This is a genomic window from Paraburkholderia jirisanensis (assembly GCF_054782355.1).
Window position 1 is genome coordinate 294,318 of sequence record NZ_BAAGSQ010000027.1, and the last position, 17,641, is coordinate 311,958.

The 17,641-nt window shown below is 65.2% G+C and carries 15 protein-coding genes; 8 read left to right on the forward strand and 7 right to left on the reverse strand.

All coding sequences use genetic code 11. The annotated features are described in order from the left end of the window. Window positions 1–47 precede the first annotated feature (47 nt). From ACYVNQ_RS24040 to ACYVNQ_RS24065, 6 genes are all read right to left on the reverse strand, one after another. A complete protein-coding gene (locus ACYVNQ_RS24040) occupies window positions 48–485 on the reverse strand; it encodes a CHRD domain-containing protein (RefSeq protein WP_460905247.1) in 438 nt (145 codons plus the stop codon). Between the two features lie 101 nt (window positions 486–586). Continuing rightward, complete coding sequence (locus ACYVNQ_RS24045) at window positions 587–4,390, reverse strand: ATP-binding protein (protein ID WP_460905250.1); 3,804 nt, start codon at window positions 4,388–4,390, stop codon at window positions 587–589. Between the two features lie 137 nt (window positions 4,391–4,527). Beyond that, complete coding sequence (gene aqpZ / locus ACYVNQ_RS24050; RefSeq protein ID WP_460905252.1) at window positions 4,528–5,280, reverse strand: aquaporin Z; 753 nt, start codon at window positions 5,278–5,280, stop codon at window positions 4,528–4,530. Window positions 5,281–5,550: 270 nt separating this feature from the next. Further along, window positions 5,551–6,192, reverse strand: a complete 642-nt coding sequence (locus ACYVNQ_RS24055; RefSeq protein WP_460905254.1) for a response regulator — start codon at window positions 6,190–6,192, stop codon at window positions 5,551–5,553. A 136-nt stretch (window positions 6,193–6,328) separates the two neighbouring features. Beyond that, window positions 6,329–7,009 (reverse strand): response regulator, encoded by a 681-nt coding sequence (locus ACYVNQ_RS24060; protein ID WP_460905256.1) that lies wholly within the window; start codon window positions 7,007–7,009, stop codon window positions 6,329–6,331. Between the two features lie 151 nt (window positions 7,010–7,160). After that, a complete protein-coding gene (locus ACYVNQ_RS24065; RefSeq protein ID WP_460906071.1) occupies window positions 7,161–7,793 on the reverse strand; it encodes a response regulator in 633 nt (210 codons plus the stop codon). A 651-nt stretch (window positions 7,794–8,444) separates the two neighbouring features. Between ACYVNQ_RS24065 and ACYVNQ_RS24070 the strand changes: the two genes are divergently transcribed. Beyond that, on the forward strand, window positions 8,445–9,398 hold the full coding sequence (locus ACYVNQ_RS24070) for a hypothetical protein (RefSeq protein WP_460905258.1): 954 nt from the start codon (window positions 8,445–8,447) through the stop codon (window positions 9,396–9,398). 37 nt (window positions 9,399–9,435) lie between these two features. Here the strand turns inward: ACYVNQ_RS24070 and ACYVNQ_RS24075 are convergent, their stop codons facing one another. Then, window positions 9,436–10,896 (reverse strand): MFS transporter, encoded by a 1,461-nt coding sequence (locus tag ACYVNQ_RS24075; protein ID WP_460905263.1) that lies wholly within the window; start codon window positions 10,894–10,896, stop codon window positions 9,436–9,438. A gap of 203 nt (window positions 10,897–11,099) precedes the next feature. On the opposite strand from ACYVNQ_RS24075, the gene ACYVNQ_RS24080 reads away from it, so the two are divergent. The 7 genes from ACYVNQ_RS24080 to ACYVNQ_RS24110 all read left to right on the forward strand — a co-directional run bounded on the left by ACYVNQ_RS24080 (window position 11,100) and on the right by ACYVNQ_RS24110 (window position 17,573). Then, window positions 11,100–11,990, forward strand: a complete 891-nt coding sequence (locus ACYVNQ_RS24080) for a LysR family transcriptional regulator (RefSeq protein ID WP_460905266.1) — start codon at window positions 11,100–11,102, stop codon at window positions 11,988–11,990. Between the two features lie 206 nt (window positions 11,991–12,196). Continuing rightward, window positions 12,197–12,985 (forward strand): c-type cytochrome, encoded by a 789-nt coding sequence (locus ACYVNQ_RS24085; protein WP_460905268.1) that lies wholly within the window; start codon window positions 12,197–12,199, stop codon window positions 12,983–12,985. Next, window positions 12,982–14,292 (forward strand): c-type cytochrome, encoded by a 1,311-nt coding sequence (locus ACYVNQ_RS24090; RefSeq protein WP_460905272.1) that lies wholly within the window; start codon window positions 12,982–12,984, stop codon window positions 14,290–14,292. Before ACYVNQ_RS24085 ends, ACYVNQ_RS24090 begins: the two co-directional genes overlap by 4 nt. 105 nt (window positions 14,293–14,397) lie before the next feature. Next, window positions 14,398–14,571, forward strand: coding sequence for a hypothetical protein (locus ACYVNQ_RS24095; RefSeq protein WP_460905274.1), 174 nt, complete (start codon window positions 14,398–14,400; stop codon window positions 14,569–14,571). Between the two features lie 2 nt (window positions 14,572–14,573). Next, window positions 14,574–15,146: a cupredoxin domain-containing protein gene (locus tag ACYVNQ_RS24100; RefSeq protein ID WP_460905277.1), complete on the forward strand. Its 573-nt coding sequence runs from the start codon at window positions 14,574–14,576 to the stop codon at window positions 15,144–15,146. Beyond that, window positions 15,133–16,773 carry a b(o/a)3-type cytochrome-c oxidase subunit 1 gene (locus tag ACYVNQ_RS24105; RefSeq protein WP_460905280.1) on the forward strand — a complete coding sequence of 547 codons (1,641 nt, stop codon included), beginning with the start codon at window positions 15,133–15,135 and terminating at the stop codon, window positions 16,771–16,773. Before ACYVNQ_RS24100 ends, ACYVNQ_RS24105 begins: the two co-directional genes overlap by 14 nt. Then, window positions 16,770–17,573, forward strand: a complete 804-nt coding sequence (locus tag ACYVNQ_RS24110; RefSeq protein ID WP_460905282.1) for a c-type cytochrome — start codon at window positions 16,770–16,772, stop codon at window positions 17,571–17,573. The genes ACYVNQ_RS24105 and ACYVNQ_RS24110 overlap by 4 nt, the downstream gene beginning before the upstream one ends. Window positions 17,574–17,641 lie beyond the last annotated feature (68 nt).

Here is a 17,641-nt window from a genome sequence, read left to right on the forward strand (position 1 = left end):
CGCGGCGACCCAGCATCGGCCGCGCGCCATAGCGTCGACTCTGCGGCTTAGTTCGCCGGCAACACCTGACCGCGAATCTCGCCGGTCGGATTCTGCGCGGTGTGGACGTTGAAGTACCACTGGCCGGCCATCAGATCGGTCACCTGCTGTTCGGTCAGCGTCTGCGAACCGCGGATCGGGCTCGGCAGCGACTTCTTGTCGATCGGCACCACCACGCCCGCGTTCTGGCCGACAGGAGCCGGACCATGGAAGTGTGCGGCGGTTGCCGGCCCGGACAGGCCGTCATAAGTCACCGTCCATTGCAGCGTCTTGGTCGCCGTGTCGAAGGTGGCCTGCAGCATGCCGTGACCCTGGCTCACACGCGGCGGCACTTCGCTCGACGGTTCGAGATCGGCTTTCAGCGCCACGTTGTCGGCGAATGCAGCGGCGCTCGCCAGCAACGCAAACAGCATCACACCCAGCTTAAGCTTACGAATTGCGATCATTCTTATCTCCGAAGTCTTGTATGTGGTGCCAGCACATACTAGTTGAATTCGGCGACACACACATGGCAGCAACCCGTAGACGCGTGCCGGATTGCGCTGAGCTACGGCAGCAGCGCAGCCTGCGCTTCGATGCCGTCGAGCATCGCATTGCATTTGCGCACGAGCGCGAGGCCATCGGCACGCAGATGCTCCGGCGATGCTTCGGCGAAGCGGGCGCGGTAGTCTTCGAGTGCGGCGTAGAGCGGCGGATATTGCAGCACGCCGACTGCGCCCGCCACGCGATGGTGCCACGCACGCAGCACGTCGAGGTCGGGCTCGTCGAGCAACGGCGGCAACGCGCGGACGTCGTCGCGCACCGCGGACACGAACGAATCGAGCAAGACCTTCACCGTCGATTCGCTGCCCCATACCTGCGTCAGGCGCGCGAGATCGACCGGCACGAACGGTTCGGTCGCGTCGCGTGGCGCCGGCGTCGCGGTGGTCGGATCATGCGGCGTGTGCGCGGAGGCAGCATCGTGCAGCGACTGACGCAGGCCGTCCGCCATGAACCAGCGGCTCAGATGATCGCGCAAGGTCGCAAGGCGAGTCGGCTTGATCAGGCAGTCGTCCATGCCGGCTTCGCGACACGCGTCCAGATCTTCGGGCGCGGTGTTCGCGGTGATGCCGATGATCGGCAGACGCAGCGCGCCGCCGGCCTCGGCCTCGTTCTGCCGCACCCGGCGCGCGAGCTCGTAGCCGGACAGATGCGGCATATGGCAATCGGTGATCAGAAACGCGTAGCTTGCGCGTGCCAACGCGTCGAGCGCTTCGGCGCCATCGTTGACGACGTCGCACGCAAAGCCGAGCAACGCCAGCTGATGACGGATCAGTTCCTGATTCACCGGATGGTCTTCGGCCACCAGCACGAGACGGCCGTTCGCGATGGCGCGCTCGCGGTCGGGTGGCACGACCGGCTCAGCCACCTCGCGACGCGAGCGCGGCGGCTTCGGCGCGAGGCCCGTCAGCGCTGCCGCGCATGCCGCGCCGAGACCACGCCACGAAATCGGATTGATGCTGACGCGCACCGTGTCGTCGACGATCCGGTAGCCGGTCGGCTTCGGCTTTTCGGTGAGGCGGATCACGCGCGCCTGCCGGCGCAATGCAGCAGATAGGTCGAAGCCATCGCCGATAAAGATCAGATCGGCGCCGACGAGCGCCTCTGCGTCGCGCAGTTCCGGCGCGCCGGGCGATACGCCGCGCAGTTCGATACCGAGCGCCGCGCCGAAATGCAGCAAGGCCTGCTGCACACGCGCGTCGGCCACCGCCACCAGGCCGCGCTTGCCGCGCAGGCCGCCCGCCGTATAACTCGACAGATCGACCGGCATCAGCAGGCGCAGCGTCATGCGTGTGCCGACTTCCGGCGTGCTGTGCAGTTCGAGCGAACCGCCCATCAGATCGACCAGCTTGCGGCAGATCGTGAGCCCGAGACCCGTGCCGCCGAAGCGCCGCGTAGTCGACGATTCGGCCTGCACGAACGGCTCGAACAGGCGCGCCTGCACGTCGGGCGCGATGCCGATGCCGGTATCTTCGACGGTGATTTCGAGCGTCTGGCCTGCCTCGGTGTGTTGAGCCACCGCGACATGCACATCTACTTCTCCGGCCGGCGTGAATTTGATCGCGTTGCCCAGCAGGTTGAACAGAATCTGCCGCAGCCGCACGCTGTCGCCGCGCACCACGGCTGCCACGTGCGGCTCGATATCGACGCGCACCTTGAGCCCTTTCTCGTGCGCGCGCGCCGCCAGCAGACCGACCGCGGTGTCGACCAGGTCGCGCAGGTCGAACGGTTCGGTCTCGATGGTCAGACGGCCGGCTTCGATCTTCGAATAGTCGAGCAGGTCATCGAGAATCTGCAATAAAGCACCGGCCGATTCGTGGATCATGCGCAGCATCTCGCCCTGATCGGCATCGAGGCGGGTGCGCTCGAGCACTTCGACAAGGCCGAGCACACCGTTCATCGGCGTGCGGATTTCGTGGCTCATCATCGCGAGGAAATCGTCTTTCGCGCGCGACGCCGCTTCGGCCAGATCGCGCGCCCGCGCCAGTTCGTCGGAGCGTTGCCGCTCGGCGCTCGCGTCGACCCAGTAGCCGCTCCACACGGTGCCGCCATCTGCTTCGCGGCGGCCAACCAGCTCTGCGCGCACCCAGCGTAGTTCGGCCACGCTGTTCATGCGGAACTCGATGTGAATCGGCTCGGCGCTCGCCGCCGAACGTTCGAGCGCAGCCAGCACGTGCGGCCGGTCTTCCGCGCAGACACGGTTGAAATTCACCGCGCCGCCGCGCGTGAGCGTATTGCTGTCGCGGCCCAGCCAGTACTTGGTGTCGCCACCGATATACGGGAACGAGTAGCTGCCGTCCGCCGCGCGCCGCAACTGGAATACCACGGCCGGCAGCGAACGCGTGACGTCGAACAGGCGCCGCTCGGTTTCGCGCGCGAGCAACTCGGCGCGGCGAATATCGGTGATGTCGACCACCGTACCGAGCACACACGAAGGCTGCCCGTCGGCGCCGTGGCACAGGCACACCGAAAACACGCCATGCCGCGCCGCGCCCATGCAATCGGTGAATTGCAGTTCGGTTTCGGTCCGCTCGCCGGTGGTGATCGCGTGATGCGTCAGGCGTTCGAGATCCGCGCTGTTCTCTTTGCCCCAGGCCAGCACATCGATGCTGGTGCGGCCAAGCACCGTGTCGCGGCTCAAGCCGGTGAGCCGTTCGTATGCGCGGTTCACCGCCACGTACCGGCCGCGCAGATCTTTCGCGACCAGCGGGTACGGCACCATCTCCATCATCGTCTGCTGGAAGTTCAGTTGCGAGGCCAGTTGCAATTCGGTCTGTTCGCGGCGGCGCACTTCACGTTGCAGCAGCGAATAGGCACGCAGCGTCACAATCAGCGTGACGCCGATGCCGATCAGCAGCGGCAACAGCCGCAACGCGGTGACGGTCGCATCGCCGTTGTTGCGCGCACCGGCGGGTGCCGCTGCGGGCGCGGATGCCGCACGCTGGCCTGCGGCTGCGCCGACCCAACGTGCACGCAGCGACGCGATTTGCGCGGGCGGCAGCGCCGCAAGGCTGCGGTTCAGCGCAATGCGTAACGCCGCGTGGCCGCGGGGCACGGCGAAGCGCAGTTCGCTGTTGCGGCGACGGTCTTCGGCCACCGCCTTGAGACCGGCGAATTCGTGTGCGGCGAGATAGTGCTGCACCGCGGGCGTGTAGCCGAAGTAGACGTCGCTGGTGCCGCGCGCGACTGCGCTCAACGCCGCTTCGGTATTGGCGAATGCGTCGATCTGCGCGCGCGGGAAGCGCTCGCGCAACAGGCCGTCGAGCAGAAAACCGCGCTCGACTGCGACGCGTACGTCGGCGCTGCGCGCCAGTTCGTCGGTGACATCCGCGTTGTCCGCGCGTGCGACGACCGAGGTCGATGCTTCGAAATACGGATCGGAGAAAGCGAGGCAATGTTCGCGCTCGGGCGTGCGCGCGATGCTCATCAGCAGGTCGACCTGGTTCGCGCACGCGGCTGCCAGCAGGTGCGGCATGTCGGGGAACGTCTTGATGTCGAATGCGACGTCGGGGCCGGCTAGCTCACGCAGATAGTCGACGCTCAAACCGGAGAGACGCCCCTGGTCGAACTCTTCGAACGGCGGCCAGCCGCCTGCCAGCACGCCGATGGTGAGCGTTTGCGGAAACGCGAAGGTGCCGCGTGGCGCGGGGTCTTGCGATGCGGGCAGCTCCGCAGATGCCGCAGATGCCATGCGGAACATGCTGAATACCAGCAGCGCGCACAAGGTGCGCAATAGCCAGCCGTTCAGTAGATGACGTGACGCGCCGTGTACCGGGCGGCCGGGTTTGCTGACCTCGCTGAATTCGCTCACTTCGCTGAGTCTGCCGTGTCTGCCGAGCCCACTAAGCCGGCTGAGGCTGCCGGGTCCGATAAGCCGCCCGCAAGCCGGGCCGCCATGGCCCAACTCGCCGCGACGCGCAGCGCTACGAAGCTTGTGCAGCCGCCGCATCAACGCGATTCTTCCAGTTGATGCGCCGCTTCGTGCGGCTCGCGCGCATCCGGCCGCTCGCGGCACAGCGCCGGCCATGCGAGGCCCGCAAGCACGCCGCCCGCCATCGGCGCGGCCCAGAACAGCCAAAGCTGATCGAGCGCCCAGTCGCCGACGAACAACGCGACACCGGTCGAACGGGCCGGGTTGATCGACGCATTGGTAACGGGCGTCGCGATCAGATAGGCCAGCATGAAACAGGCGCCCGTCACGAACGGCGCAAACGATGCCGACGACTTGTGAGCAGACACTGCAAGGCTCACGAACACGAACACAAACGACATCGCGAACTCGACCGCAAATGCCGCATGCAGCCGGTAGTCGGCCGGGGAATGGTCGTCGTAGCCGTTCGCGCCGAATGCGCTGGCGGCAAGTTCGAAACCCGGCCGGCCGCTCGCGACATACACGAGCAACGCAGCACCGGCCACTGCGCCCAGCAATTGCGCGCCGATGTACGGCAGCAGATCGCGCACGGTAAAACGCTGCGCGGTGGCGAACCCGATGCTCACAGCCGGGTTGAAATGCGCGCCCGAGATGCGGCCGAACACGGCTATCGCGGTGGCCAGCGACAAGCCGAATGCGAACGGCACTTCGAGCACGCCCCAACCCTGCTGCACCGCGCCTGCGTTCAGCACGGCGCTGCCGCAGCCGACGAACACGACCCACGCCGTACCCGCGCTCTCGACCAACAACCGTCTCCCCAAGCTTGCCATTGCGACTCCCGTCAATGCGTGTCGTGCTGACGAAGGCGCGGCCGGCGGCAGCGGCACACCTTCGGTGTCGCGCCGCTCGCACCACGCGTGCATGGCGAACCGGATATCGGGCGCGGGTGCGCCCGGCGTCAGGCTGAGCGCGACCGGAGATTGTCGAGTCGACGGGGCTTCGGGGTAATCGGACTATTCCTAAATGCGAATTTGAGATGAACTTCGGCGTCTGCAGCCATCCATCGACGCGCGTCGTCAACTCACGTAACGCCGCGCACCTCAAGTCAACCCAAGCTGCCGTGCGTACTCGATCAGATCCGCTTCCGTCTCGAGCCCGAGCTTGCGCATCGCGTTGCGCTTTTGCGTGCTGATCGTCTTGTTGCTGCGCGCGAGCCGTGCGGCGATCTGCTGGATCGTCATGCCTTGCGCGTACAGCTTGAACACCTCCCACTCGCGCGCACTCAGCGCGCCGGCGCTCGGCTGCGTGTCCTCGCAGGCGTCGACAGCCGCTTGCGCGTGTGCAGACAAAAAGCGATGCCCCGCATGCGCCGCTTCGACCGCGTCGATCAGCGAAGCGGCCACGTCGCGCTTGTCGACGATCGCCGCGACACCCATGCGCAACAGCCCGGCGAGCGTGCGCGGTTGATGCACCATCGTCAGCACGACGACCGGCGCGTGCGGCGCATGCCGCAAGATGCGTCGCAGGAAAACGATGGCATTGCTCTCGCCGTCGATGCCCGGCATGCCGAGGTCCGACACGATCAGGTCGCAAGGACGCGTGTCGAGCAGTTCGGCGAGCGCCCGCGTATCGGACGCTTCGCCGACCACCGACCAGTGCGGAACACTTTCGAGCAGCCGGCTCACACCGGCGCGCACACTGCTGTGATCATCGGCGACGATGATCCGGAGGGTGTGATCCATATTGTTTTTCTTGTGTCTTGTTGTGACGGCGCCCGCCCCGCATGCCGTGCTGCCCCGGGACCGGTACCGCCTGTTATTGGTGTATGCCTCGGGCCGATGCCCCGGTGGCGCGCGAGCGAGCGGCGCGCCACGCACTTCAGACGCGCTCGCCCGGTACCACGCCGTGCTCAACTGCGAAACGGAACAGATCGGCATCGCTATGCAGCGACAGCTTGCGCATCGCCGTGCACTTTTGCGCGCTGATCGTCTTGACGCTGCGCCCAAGCTTCAGCGCGATTTCAGTCACACCGAGACCCGACGCGTATTGCGTCAGCACGTCGAGTTCGCGCCGCGACAGCATCTGCCGCACGTAATCGAGCCGGCGCGCGAGCGTCGCATCGGCAAGCAGCGCACGAATGGCCGGGCCGAGATAACACTCCTGAGCGAGCGCCGTGATCACCGCGACGTGGATCAGATCGATGCGGTCGCGTTTGCTGACCACCGCACCGACGCCGAGCGCAATAACCTTCTGTAACGCTTCGGCTTCGGTTTCCATGGTCAGGACGACCAGTACCACTTCGGGGAAACATGCGCGGAATTGCCGCACCATCTCGAGGCCGTCGCCGTATGCGCCGCCTGGCATATACAGATCGAGCACGACCAGGTCGCAGGACACCCGTCTAACCTCTTCGAACAATTGCGAGGAATCTGTCGCTCGCCCCACGATTTCCATGTTCGGATAGGTTGACATCAGATTTTCGATCGCCAACAGCACGAGCGGATGATCGTCGGCGATGATCGTCCGGACCGGCGATAGGGTATCTGTCCTGGTATTCATCAAATTAGCTCCTTTGGATCCGTTTCCTGAGGCCAATTTACGGAGCGATGGCTGTACCCGGCGAGAATTAAGCATTTATCCCCCGACAGACATAAGATTGCTCCGAAATAGCATAGAAATATTCAACAATGCATTCGGGCGCACTAAGAATTCACGTCAGTCCATGGGCGCGCACGAACGCGAACAGCCCCGGGTCGTTGCTGACACCGAGCTTGGCCATCGCGTCGCGTTTTTGCCGGCTGACGGTGCGTATGTCGCGCCCGAGGTGCTGCGCGATTTCGGAGATCGAATGGCCGCGCACGAACATCCTGATCACCTCCGCCTGGCGCGGCGACAGTTGGCGCGTCACCGAAACGGCGGCTGATTCGCCGTTGGCTGCGGCCAGCGCGTCGAGCACCGAGCGGCTGACGTAGGGCCGGCCCGCGCCGGCCGCGCGAATCGCCGCGGCCAGCTCGTCCATCGACTCGATCTTGTTCAGCACGCCAAGCACGCCGTCCGCGATGATCGAGCGCAGGATGGCCGCATTCGTGAGGCTGGTCAGCACGACGATGCGTACTTGCGGCCACTCGCTGCGCACGCGGCGGATCAGCCGCAGGCCGTCTTCGGCGTCGCCGGACTGTTCGGGCATTGCGAGGTCGGTGACCAGCACGTCGCATGCGGTAGAGGCCAGCACGTCGAGCAGCGACGAAGGACTGCCCGCTTCGCCGACCACGGTGAAACCGCACTGTGCCGCAAGCGTGGCCTGGATGCCGAGCAGGACGAACGGATGATCGTCCGCCAGAATGACTCGAAGATTCACGGAGGCTCCCTCGGAATTTGTTTGTTGTTTGTGCTCCTCACGCGCCCGTTTGCCTATGCATCGCAAAGGGCAGTTCGGCATTGCGACCAATTCGGCCGCAATTGGCGTACGGAATTCGAAATCAAAACATTTTTTGTTAAAAAATTGAATCAGAGAGTTCCGAATCGTCATAGATTCGAAAGATTGCCATTAAAATAACCGATAAGGATTACCAAGTTAACCAATTTAAATTTTGACTCTCAATTTTTATTTTTATCTGAAGGAAAGTCTGAAAATTCTGGTGGCTGGTTCTGAAATAATCCGTAACGTGCCCCGTCAAACCACGGGAACATTTGTCAGGAACAATCTGCACTCTTGTTGATTCTTATCCAGGCCGCGATCTGGACGACGTTCGATGGCATCGTAATCTGCATGCACTCAGTGGACTGTGGCAGAGTGACGGTTATTGCTCGCTTTATCTCAGCAATATCCTAGGTTAACAATTGTCACGTCAGACAAAGCAATCCGAATTCCCAATTCCCACTCATTCTTCTTCAGGAGGAGGAGCAGGTGTCTCGTGCGCTGCCAACCGATCCCAGCACATCCACCTGTCACACGGCGGGCCGAACCTCACATTGTGGGCGTTGCATCGTCTGCATGCTGCTCGCGGCGGCGGGTGCGTGCTGCGCCCGATCTGCCAGTGCCCAGGAATTCGCACTGTTCGGTGGCGCACTAACCGGTGCAGGTTCTCATTCATATTCGTGGGCTTTCGACTATCAGGAAGGACTCGGCAAGTACACCGCGCTCGGCATTACGTGGCTCAATGAAGGCCATCTTCCCGATCATCATCGCGACGGCCAAAGCGTTCAGCTGTGGGGCCGGCTGCCGCTCGACGACCGGCGCTTCGTGCTGTCCGCGGGCGTCGGCCCCTATCGCTACTCGGACACCACCCAGGACGGCCCGACTGGCTTTCAGAACGATCACGGCTGGGGCGCGCTGATGAGCGTGCGCGCGGCGTATTACACGTCGCACCGCTGGATCCTGCAGATGCAGCTGAACCGCGCGCAGGTGCGCGGTGGCCCGAACACCACGGGTCTGCTGTTCGGCATCGGCTATCAGCTCGACGCGCCCAGCGAGCCGGGCCCGCGCGAGCGGCCGCTGCCGCGCAACGACCGCGTGACGAACAACGAGGTGACAGTGCTGGCCGGCGAGACGATCAAGAACAGTCTTAACTCCGAAACAGGCTTCTCGAGTGGCCTTGAGTATCGGCGTGGCCTGTTCAAGTACGTCGACTGGAGCGCGACGTATTTCCACGAGAACAACCCGGCGGCCGTGCGGCGCAACGGCATTGCCTCGCAGCTATGGATCACGCGCGCGTTCTTCGACGAGCGCCTGACGCTCGCGGCCGGCGCCGGCGCGTACTACTCGATCGACGTGTTCAACGAGCCGGGCTCCGACGGCATCAAGGGCACGCTGTCGGGGATCGTGTCGCTGTCCGCCAGTTATCGCTTCAGCAAGCATTGGGATACGCGGGTCACGTGGAACCGCGTCGTCACCCGCTCGAGCCTCGACGCAGATCTGATCCAGGCTGGCCTCGGTTTCCGCTTCTAGGCGGCTTTCGCGGGCGACGTCCGGCGATCTGCGTTGCTTACGCACGCAATGCGGCGCGACGGGCCTGCAACGGCGAGCGCGGGAACACCGGCAGCGCGATCAGCGCACACAGGCTCGCCGCAGCCCAGACAGCCGGCCACGCAGCCGCCGACAGCAGCAACGGGATCGCCAGCGGCGTCAGGAACAGCATCATGAACACACAGGTGTTGCCGATCGCGAGCGCGGTTCCGGCGCGGCGCGTACCGGCGAGCGTCGCGAGTTCGGTGAAGGCGACGCCATGCCACGCCGACGCGCACATCCCGCCCACTGCGATCATGCAGGCCAGCAAGGCGGTCGGTAGCGCGCCGTGCGCGCCCGCCTCGCTGACCGCGAGCGCGGCGAGCGCCAGCAACGCGAACAGCAGTGCGCTGAGCACGCTGCAGCCACGCATGTAAGCGCGCCGGTTGTTGCGCCGGTCGGTCCAGCGACCGCTCCATACGCGCACTACCGCGGCGCCGCCCTGCACCGCTGCCAGCGTAGCGCTGATCGTTGCGAGCCCGGCGTGGCTGAAGTCGTGCAGGAACACCGCGGCGAACGTCAGCACCACCGCTTGAGGCACGCACAGCGCGCCCGCGCCGAGTGCGACGCGCCATATCAGCGGGTCGCGCAGCGGCGACACCCTGTGCGGCGCGGCGGAAGCGATGGAGACTCCGGACACGGTGGCTGCGGTGGCTGCGGTAGCTGCGGTAGCTGCGGTAGCTGCGGTAGCTGCGGTAGCTGCGGTAGCCGCGCTGCGCGCAGCGCAAGCGGCAGCGGAAGCCGCACGCACACCTGGCAAAGCACCGCGAAGCGCGACCTTTGAGGAGCTCACCTTCACCTCCTCTCCAGCCGGCTCCCACCTAGGCGCCTCATGCAGCCAGCGCCACGCAAAAACCGCCGTAACCGCACACAGCAGCGCAAGCACGGCATACACGCTCGCAAAACCAGAATGCGTCGCCAGCACAGGCAGCAGCAACGCGCCAAAACCGCCACCGACCGGCACAGCGGTTTGCCGGATGCTCATCGCGAAGCCACGCTCACCTTCGGCGAACCATGCCATCACCGCGCGGCCGCTCGAACCGTTGACGCTGCCGCCGAGCAGCCCCACCGCAAGCAATCCCGCAGCGAGCGCACCGATACCCGGCACGGACGCGCCGTGCGGCACCACGAAGCCGGCCATCGCCACCAGCGCGCCGGCGGTCGCGTACAGCCCGAGCAGCAGCACGCGACGGTCGCCCCAGCGATCGGTCAGCAAACCCCACGGCAGTTCGCTTAGCGCAATACCGAGCCCCAGCATGCCGAGCACGAGCCCCAGCCCGTCGTTGCCGAGGTGATAGCCGCTGCGCAGCAATACGGCCGTGGTCGGGATGCCGGAGAACGCAGCGGCAAAGCTCGCATTCGCGGCGAAGCCCACGCCCAGCACCTTCCACCGATGGCTGCTGCCCCGCGCGTGTGCCGGTGATCGTGGTTCCTGCTCCATACCCGCCCCCGCAAAAGAATTGACAGCGGCCATCGTACGGATCGACCATCTATCGGAAAAGCGGGAAAACATGATTTGATGTATCGGAAAATCCGAAATCTGAGAGAATTGTCCCGCAGCACAGGCAACTCGTCGGGAAACCATGGCCATGAAGCTATCGCCACGAAAACCCTCGTCCTGAAACTATCGTCGAAGCTACTGTCATGAGTCAGCGCGGGTTTGATCTGGTCCAGTTGCGCACCTTCGTCGCGGTCGCGGAGGCCGGCAGCATGTCGGCGGGCGCGCAGCGCGTGTTCCTGTCGCAATCAACCGTCAGCGAGCAGTTGCGCAAGCTCGAAGAGCGCGCCGGCCAGCCGCTGTTTCTGCGCGGCAAACTGGGCGTCAACGCCACGCCGGCGGGCGCGCGCCTGCTCGAGCACGCGCGTCGCATCCTCGCGATGAGCGAAGCCGCGTTCGAAGACCTGCAAGGCCGCACGCTCGATGGCGAGCTGCGTATCGCGATTACCGATTACTACCGGCCGCACGACGTCGCCCGCGTGCTGAAAGCGTTCTCCGAACAGCATCCGCGCTTGCGGCTGCACGTCACCGTGATGCCGAGCGCAACCATCGACAGCAGCATCGAAGACGACGCCGCCTTCGACATCGGCCTGTCACTGCGCATCGTGATGCCAGGCCCCCGGCGCAGCGCAGGCGGCAACACCGCACGTAAGGGCACCGTGCTCCGCCGCGAGAAGCTCGTGTGGGCCACCGGCGCGGATGCCAGCACGCCGGCCGCGACGCCCTATCGCCTCGTGCTGCTGCCTTCCACCTGTCAGCTGCAGCGCTATATCGTCAGGCTGCTCGACGAAAGCGAGGTGCCCTACGTGCTGTCGCATTCCGCATCGGGGGTCGCCGGTTTGCAGCTTGCACTGCAGGCGGGGCTCGGCATCTCTTGTGTGAACGAATCGTCGCTCGGCATGGGCCTCGTGCCGTGCGCGGCGAACATCGGCCTGCCGGGCTTGCCGCCGGTGGAATTCCATCTGCTGCCGGCGCGGCTCGGCGAAAGCGAACTCGTCACGAACGCACGCGCCGCATTCGCGAGGCTGCTTGCCTGACGATGTCATGCAAATGACAGCAACGCATAAATCGCACAGCATTGCTTGATATAGATCAGTATCGCGGCGTTGAAAGCGTATCCAATGGCTCCTATGATGGATGGGAATTCGAGATAGCAGGTCTGCGGGCGTCCCGCGAGGCGCCTGCATGGGTGTGCATAACAAATCGATGTAAAAGCCAACCCCAACTTTCGACGAGGCACGTCTTGCAGCGAGGAACCCTCGGCTTATCGGTCGTGCTTTTCGTGTGCCTCGCGCTGGCCGATGCGGTGCTTGCCGCCGCTGCCGAGCCGCTCGCGCAACCGCCTGCTGCCCATGCCACTACCAACGCCAATACCACCGCAGCCATCGCAGCCAACGCGCCGGCCTCGATGCCATCGGCGATGACCGAGCGCATGCACGCATGCACCACGTGTCACGGCGTCGAAGGCCAGGGGCGCAACAACGACTACTTTCCTCGTATCGCCGGCAAACCCGCCGACTATCTGTTCAACCAACTGATCGCCTTTCGCGACGGCGGCCGCACCTATCCGCCGATGGGGTATCTGCTCGCGTATCTACCTGATGCGTATTTGCGCAAGATCAGCGAATACTTTGCCGCACTGCAGCCGCCCTACCCGAACCCTGACTCGCAGCCGCTGCCAGCAGGGGTACTCGACTACGGCAAACAGCTCGTCACCCAGGGCGATCCGTCGCGCAAGCTGCCTGCCTGCGCGAGTTGCCACGGCGCGCGGCTGACCGGCGTGCAACCGGGCATCCCGGGGTTGCTCGGCCTGCACGCGAGCTACATCGCCGGACAAATGGGCACGTGGCGCTCAGGCACGCGTCACGCGATCGCGCCGGACTGCATGCACACGATCGCCGTCAGGCTCTCCGACCGCGACATCACCGCCGTGTCGAGCTGGCTGGCACGCCAGCCGCGGCCCGACGATCCGACGCCGGCGCCGCGCAACGCCGCGCGGCTGCCGCTGGCATGTGGGAGTCAACCGGAATGAAGCCGCTCTCCCGCACGATCCGATCGATGGCGATACGCTGCGCAGCGCTCGCCGCCTTGCTGTGCGCAGCATCGATGCTGACTCACGCGCCGTTGGTAAGCCACGCGCATGCCGCCGAAGAAAACGCGCCGGGCACGCCCGACACGCGCCCCGAGATCGTGATCCGCGGCGAGTACCTGGCGCGCGCCGGCGACTGCGTCGCGTGCCACACCGCGCCGCGCGGCAAGTTGTTCGGCGGCGGCCTGCCGATGGAAACGCCGTTCGGCACGCTGTACTCGCCAAACATAACGCCCGACGTGCAGTACGGCATCGGCTCGTGGAGTGCCGACGCGTTCTTCAAGATGTTGCGCACCGGCAAGTCGCCCGACGGCAAGCTGATCTATCCGGCGATGCCGATCGCGGCGTACACCAAAGTCACACGCGAAGATTCCGATGCGATCTTCGCGTACCTGAAGTCGGTGCCGCCGGTGCGTCAGCCGAACCACCCGCAAGATCTGCGCTTTCCGTTCAATCATCGCGACCTGCTGCTCGGCTGGCGCTCGCTGTACTTCCGCGAGGGCGAGTTCAAGCCCGACCCGACCCGCTCGGTCGAATGGAACCGCGGCGCGTATCTGGTCGAAGGGCTCGGCCACTGCTCGATGTGCCACACGAAGATCAACCTGCTCGGCGGCTCGTCGCGCGACAAGCAGTTCGCCGGCGGCCTGATCCCGGTGCAGAACTGGTACGCGCCGTCGCTGACCTCGGACAAGGACGGCGGCCTCGGCGACTGGAGCATCAAGGACATCGTCGACCTGCTGCAGGCGGGCATCTCCGATCGCGGCGCGGTGTACGGGCCGATGGCGGAAGTGACGTATCACAGCCTGCAGTACATGACCGACGCAGACGTCAAGGCAATGGCCGTCTATCTGAAGACGCTGCCCGACAACGACCCGGGCCGCAAGAGCGGCCCGAGCGCGCGCACCGATACGCAGGCGTTTGCGACCGGCGCGCGCATCTACGCGAACAAATGCGCGACCTGTCACGGCGCAAACGGCGAAGGCCAGCTGCAGCACTACCCGCCGCTCGCGCACAACCAGTCGATCGAAATGGATTCGGCGGTGAACCCGATTCGCATCGTGCTGAACGGCGGTTTCCCGCCAGGCACGCGGCGCAATCCGGAACCGTACGGCATGCCGCCGTTCGCGCAGGAACTCAACGACGCCGACGCGGCGGCGGTCGTCACGTATATCCGCACCGCGTGGGGCAATCACGGAAAGCCGGTAACGGCGAAACAGGTCAACGAACTGCGCAACGCGCCGCTGCGCTAAAAACCGCGCGCGTCTCGATGCGCGCAATGCTGAATGCGCTTGATACCGCGCGGTGCTGCTCAATGCCGCTCAATGCCACAACCTTTGTATCGGGAGAAGCCGCAGATGGATGTGAACCAAGCTTCCGGCACCGAAGCCTCGGATGAAGAAGTCGAGCGCGTCGTCGCAGCCGGCCCGCGCGGCGCGATTGCGCTGGCGGGCGCCGCGACGCTGGTCGTCACGGCCATCTGGATCGGCTTCTACGTGCTCGTGTTCCTGCCGCGCGGCGTGATCCAGTAATCATGGCCAGCCAACCTTCCGGACAACCGTCCTCCGGCCACGCCGTCGCCGCGCGCGCCGAGCGGCGCTGGGCGTGGTTTGCCGGCGCGATCATCGTGCTGATGCTGGCGGTGGTGGTGTACTCGGGCCTGCACTGGGCGATGATGCCGCCGTCGCGCGTCGAGACGGTCGATCCGTCGCGGCTGCAGCTATCCGGCGAATTCGTCGAGAGCAACCTGGGCAGCGCAGTCGAACCTGACGGCACGGTGGTGGTGCGCTTTATCGCGCAGCAGTTCTCGTTCACGCCGCAGTGTCTGCTGGTGCCCGCCGATACGCCGGTCACCCTGCGCACCACCAGCGCGGACGTGGTGCACGGCCTGCTGATCGCCGACACCAACGTCAACACGATGGTGGTGCCCGGCTACATCGCGACGCTGACCACGCGCTTCGCGCAGCCCGGCGAGCATCTGATGCCGTGCCACGAATTCTGCGGCTTCGGCCATCAGACGATGTGGGCGCACGTGAAGGTAATCGACAAGGCCGCCTTCTTCGAGCAGGCTCGCCAAACCCGGAGGCTCAGCTGTGTTGCACGCTAAGCGACTCGTTCTCGCGCACTTCTGGCTCGCGTTCATCTCGTTTCTGATCGCGCTGTTGCTCGGCGCGTGGCAGATGCTGGTCAGAAGCCCGTTGCATCCATGGCTCGGCGATCCGGAGCTGTACTACCGCTCGGTCACCGCGCACGGCACCGTGATGGCCTATGTGATGCCGACGCTGGTCGCGATGGGCTTCGGCTATGCGATCGTCGAACTGGCGTTGAAGCAGGCACTCGTCGGCATCAAATGGGCGTGGGCCGGTTTTATCCTGCTCGCAGTCGGCGCGGTGATCGCGTCGGTGACGGTCGCGATGGGACGCGCGTCGGTGCTGTACACGTTCTATCCGCCGATGGTCGGCAACGCTTTCTACTACATCGGCGTGGTGCTGGTGGTGGTCGGCTCGTGGATCTGGGTCGCGCTGATGGGCGTGAACCTGCGCGTATGGAAACGCGCCAATCCAGGCCAGCCGGTACCGCTCGCGATGTTCGCCAACGTGGCCGGGGCATACCTGTGGGCATGGACGGCAGTCGGCGCGGCAGTCGAGATCCTGTTCCAGATCCTGCCCGTCGCACTCGGCCTGAAAGCGACCATCGATGCAGGCCTCGCGCGCGTGCTGTTCTCGTGGACGCTGCACGCAATCGTCTACTTCTGGCTGGTTCCCGCGTATATCGCGTACTACACGCTGGTGCCGCGTGCGATCGGCGGACGCCTGTACAGCGATTCGATGGCGCGCGTGTCGTTCATCCTGTTCCTCGTGTTCGCGATGCCGATCGGCATTCACCATCTGTTCGCCGATCCGCAGGTCGGCTCGGGCTTCAAGTTCGTGCATGCGGTGTTCACCGGCATGGTGTCGGTGCCGACGCTGCTCACCGTGTTCACGATCTGCGCATCGGTCGAGATCGCCGGACGGCTGCGCGGCGGCAAAGGCGCATTCGGCTGGCTCACCGCGCTGCCGTGGCGCAACCCGATGATGCTGGTAGTGGCCTTCTCGTTCATCATGCTCGGCTTCGGCGGCGCCGGCGGGCTGATCAACATGAGCTATCAGCTCAACGAATCGGTGCACAACACGCAGTGGGTCACCGGCCACTTCCACCTGATTTTCGGCGGCGCCATCGTGATCATGTACTTCGCGATCGCGTACGAGCTGTGGCCGCAGCTGACCGGGCGCGCGATCGTCAACCTCGGGCTGGTGCGCACGCAACTGTGGCTGTGGTTCATCGGCATGATGGTCGTGACGATTCCGTGGCACTACGTCGGCCTGCTCGGCGCGCCGCGGCGCATGGCGTATTACGATTACTCGGCGCCCGGCATCGCGCCGCAAGCGCCGTGGGTGGTGATGTCGGCTATCGGCGGGTTGGTGCTGGTGATCTCCGGCGTGCTGTTCATCTATATCCTCGCGAAGTCGCAGTTCGGTGCGGTGCCGGCGAACGCACCCGCCGTGCCGCAGCCGTTCCGCTTCAGTGTGCCGGCGCAGCCTGTCGAACGCGTGCCGGCGGCCTTGAACGGCTTCGGCCTGTGGGTCTCGCTGATGATCGGTTTGACGGTGGTCAACTACAGCGTGCCGATCATGCAGCTGCTGGTGTTGCCGCAGACCTCGGTGCCCGCGGTCGTCGTAGGAGCATCGCGATGAACGACGAGCGCGTGTTCAGTCTGCGCAACCGCTGGCTGACAGCCAGCGTCGGCTGGACGGTCGCGATCGCGATCGTCGGTGGGTTGATCGGCTTCGTGTGGCTGCCGTCGCAGCACCCCGATTTCACGCGCGACGGCTTATGGTCGACGATCTGCCGGGCGGCCGGCGCACCCGAAGCGTGGTATCGCCAACCATCGAATCAACCCGCCAGCGCGCCGCCCAGCGACGTGATCGTGCTGCCGCCGCTCTTTCGCACACGCGCCGATGAGGTCTCGATCGGGCGCGGCGCGACGCTCGCGCAGAACTGTTCGATGTGTCACGGCGTGCAGGGCGTGCTGCAGGTCACGTCGCCGGTGCTGGCCGGCCAGTATGCGGATGCGGTCTACAAGGAACTGCGCGACTACCAGGGCGGCCAGCGGCAGAATTCGATCATGCCGCCGATCATCCGCAATCTGAACGACCGCGATCTACACGATCTGGCCAACTATTACGCATCGCTGCCGCGCCCGGGGCCGGCCGAAACCGGCTACACCGAGGACCGCGCGATCCGCAAACTGGTGCGCGAAGGCGACCCGATGCGCAACATCGCGCCGTGCGCCGCCTGCCACGGCGAGCGCGACCGTAAGGGCGCGGCGCCATGGCTCGGCGGGCAATCGTCGGTGTATCTGGCGGCGCAGCTGCGGCTCTTTGCGAGCGGACAGCGGCACAACGACATCAACGAACAGATGCGCAACGTGGCGCGCAACATGACGCCGGACGAGATCGACGGCGCCGCGAAATACTACGCAGCGCAACCGTGAGGAACACACGCATTGCGCTTCGCGCGCGATGCGGGCACATTGCCGGATGAATCGCGTACGCCTGCCGC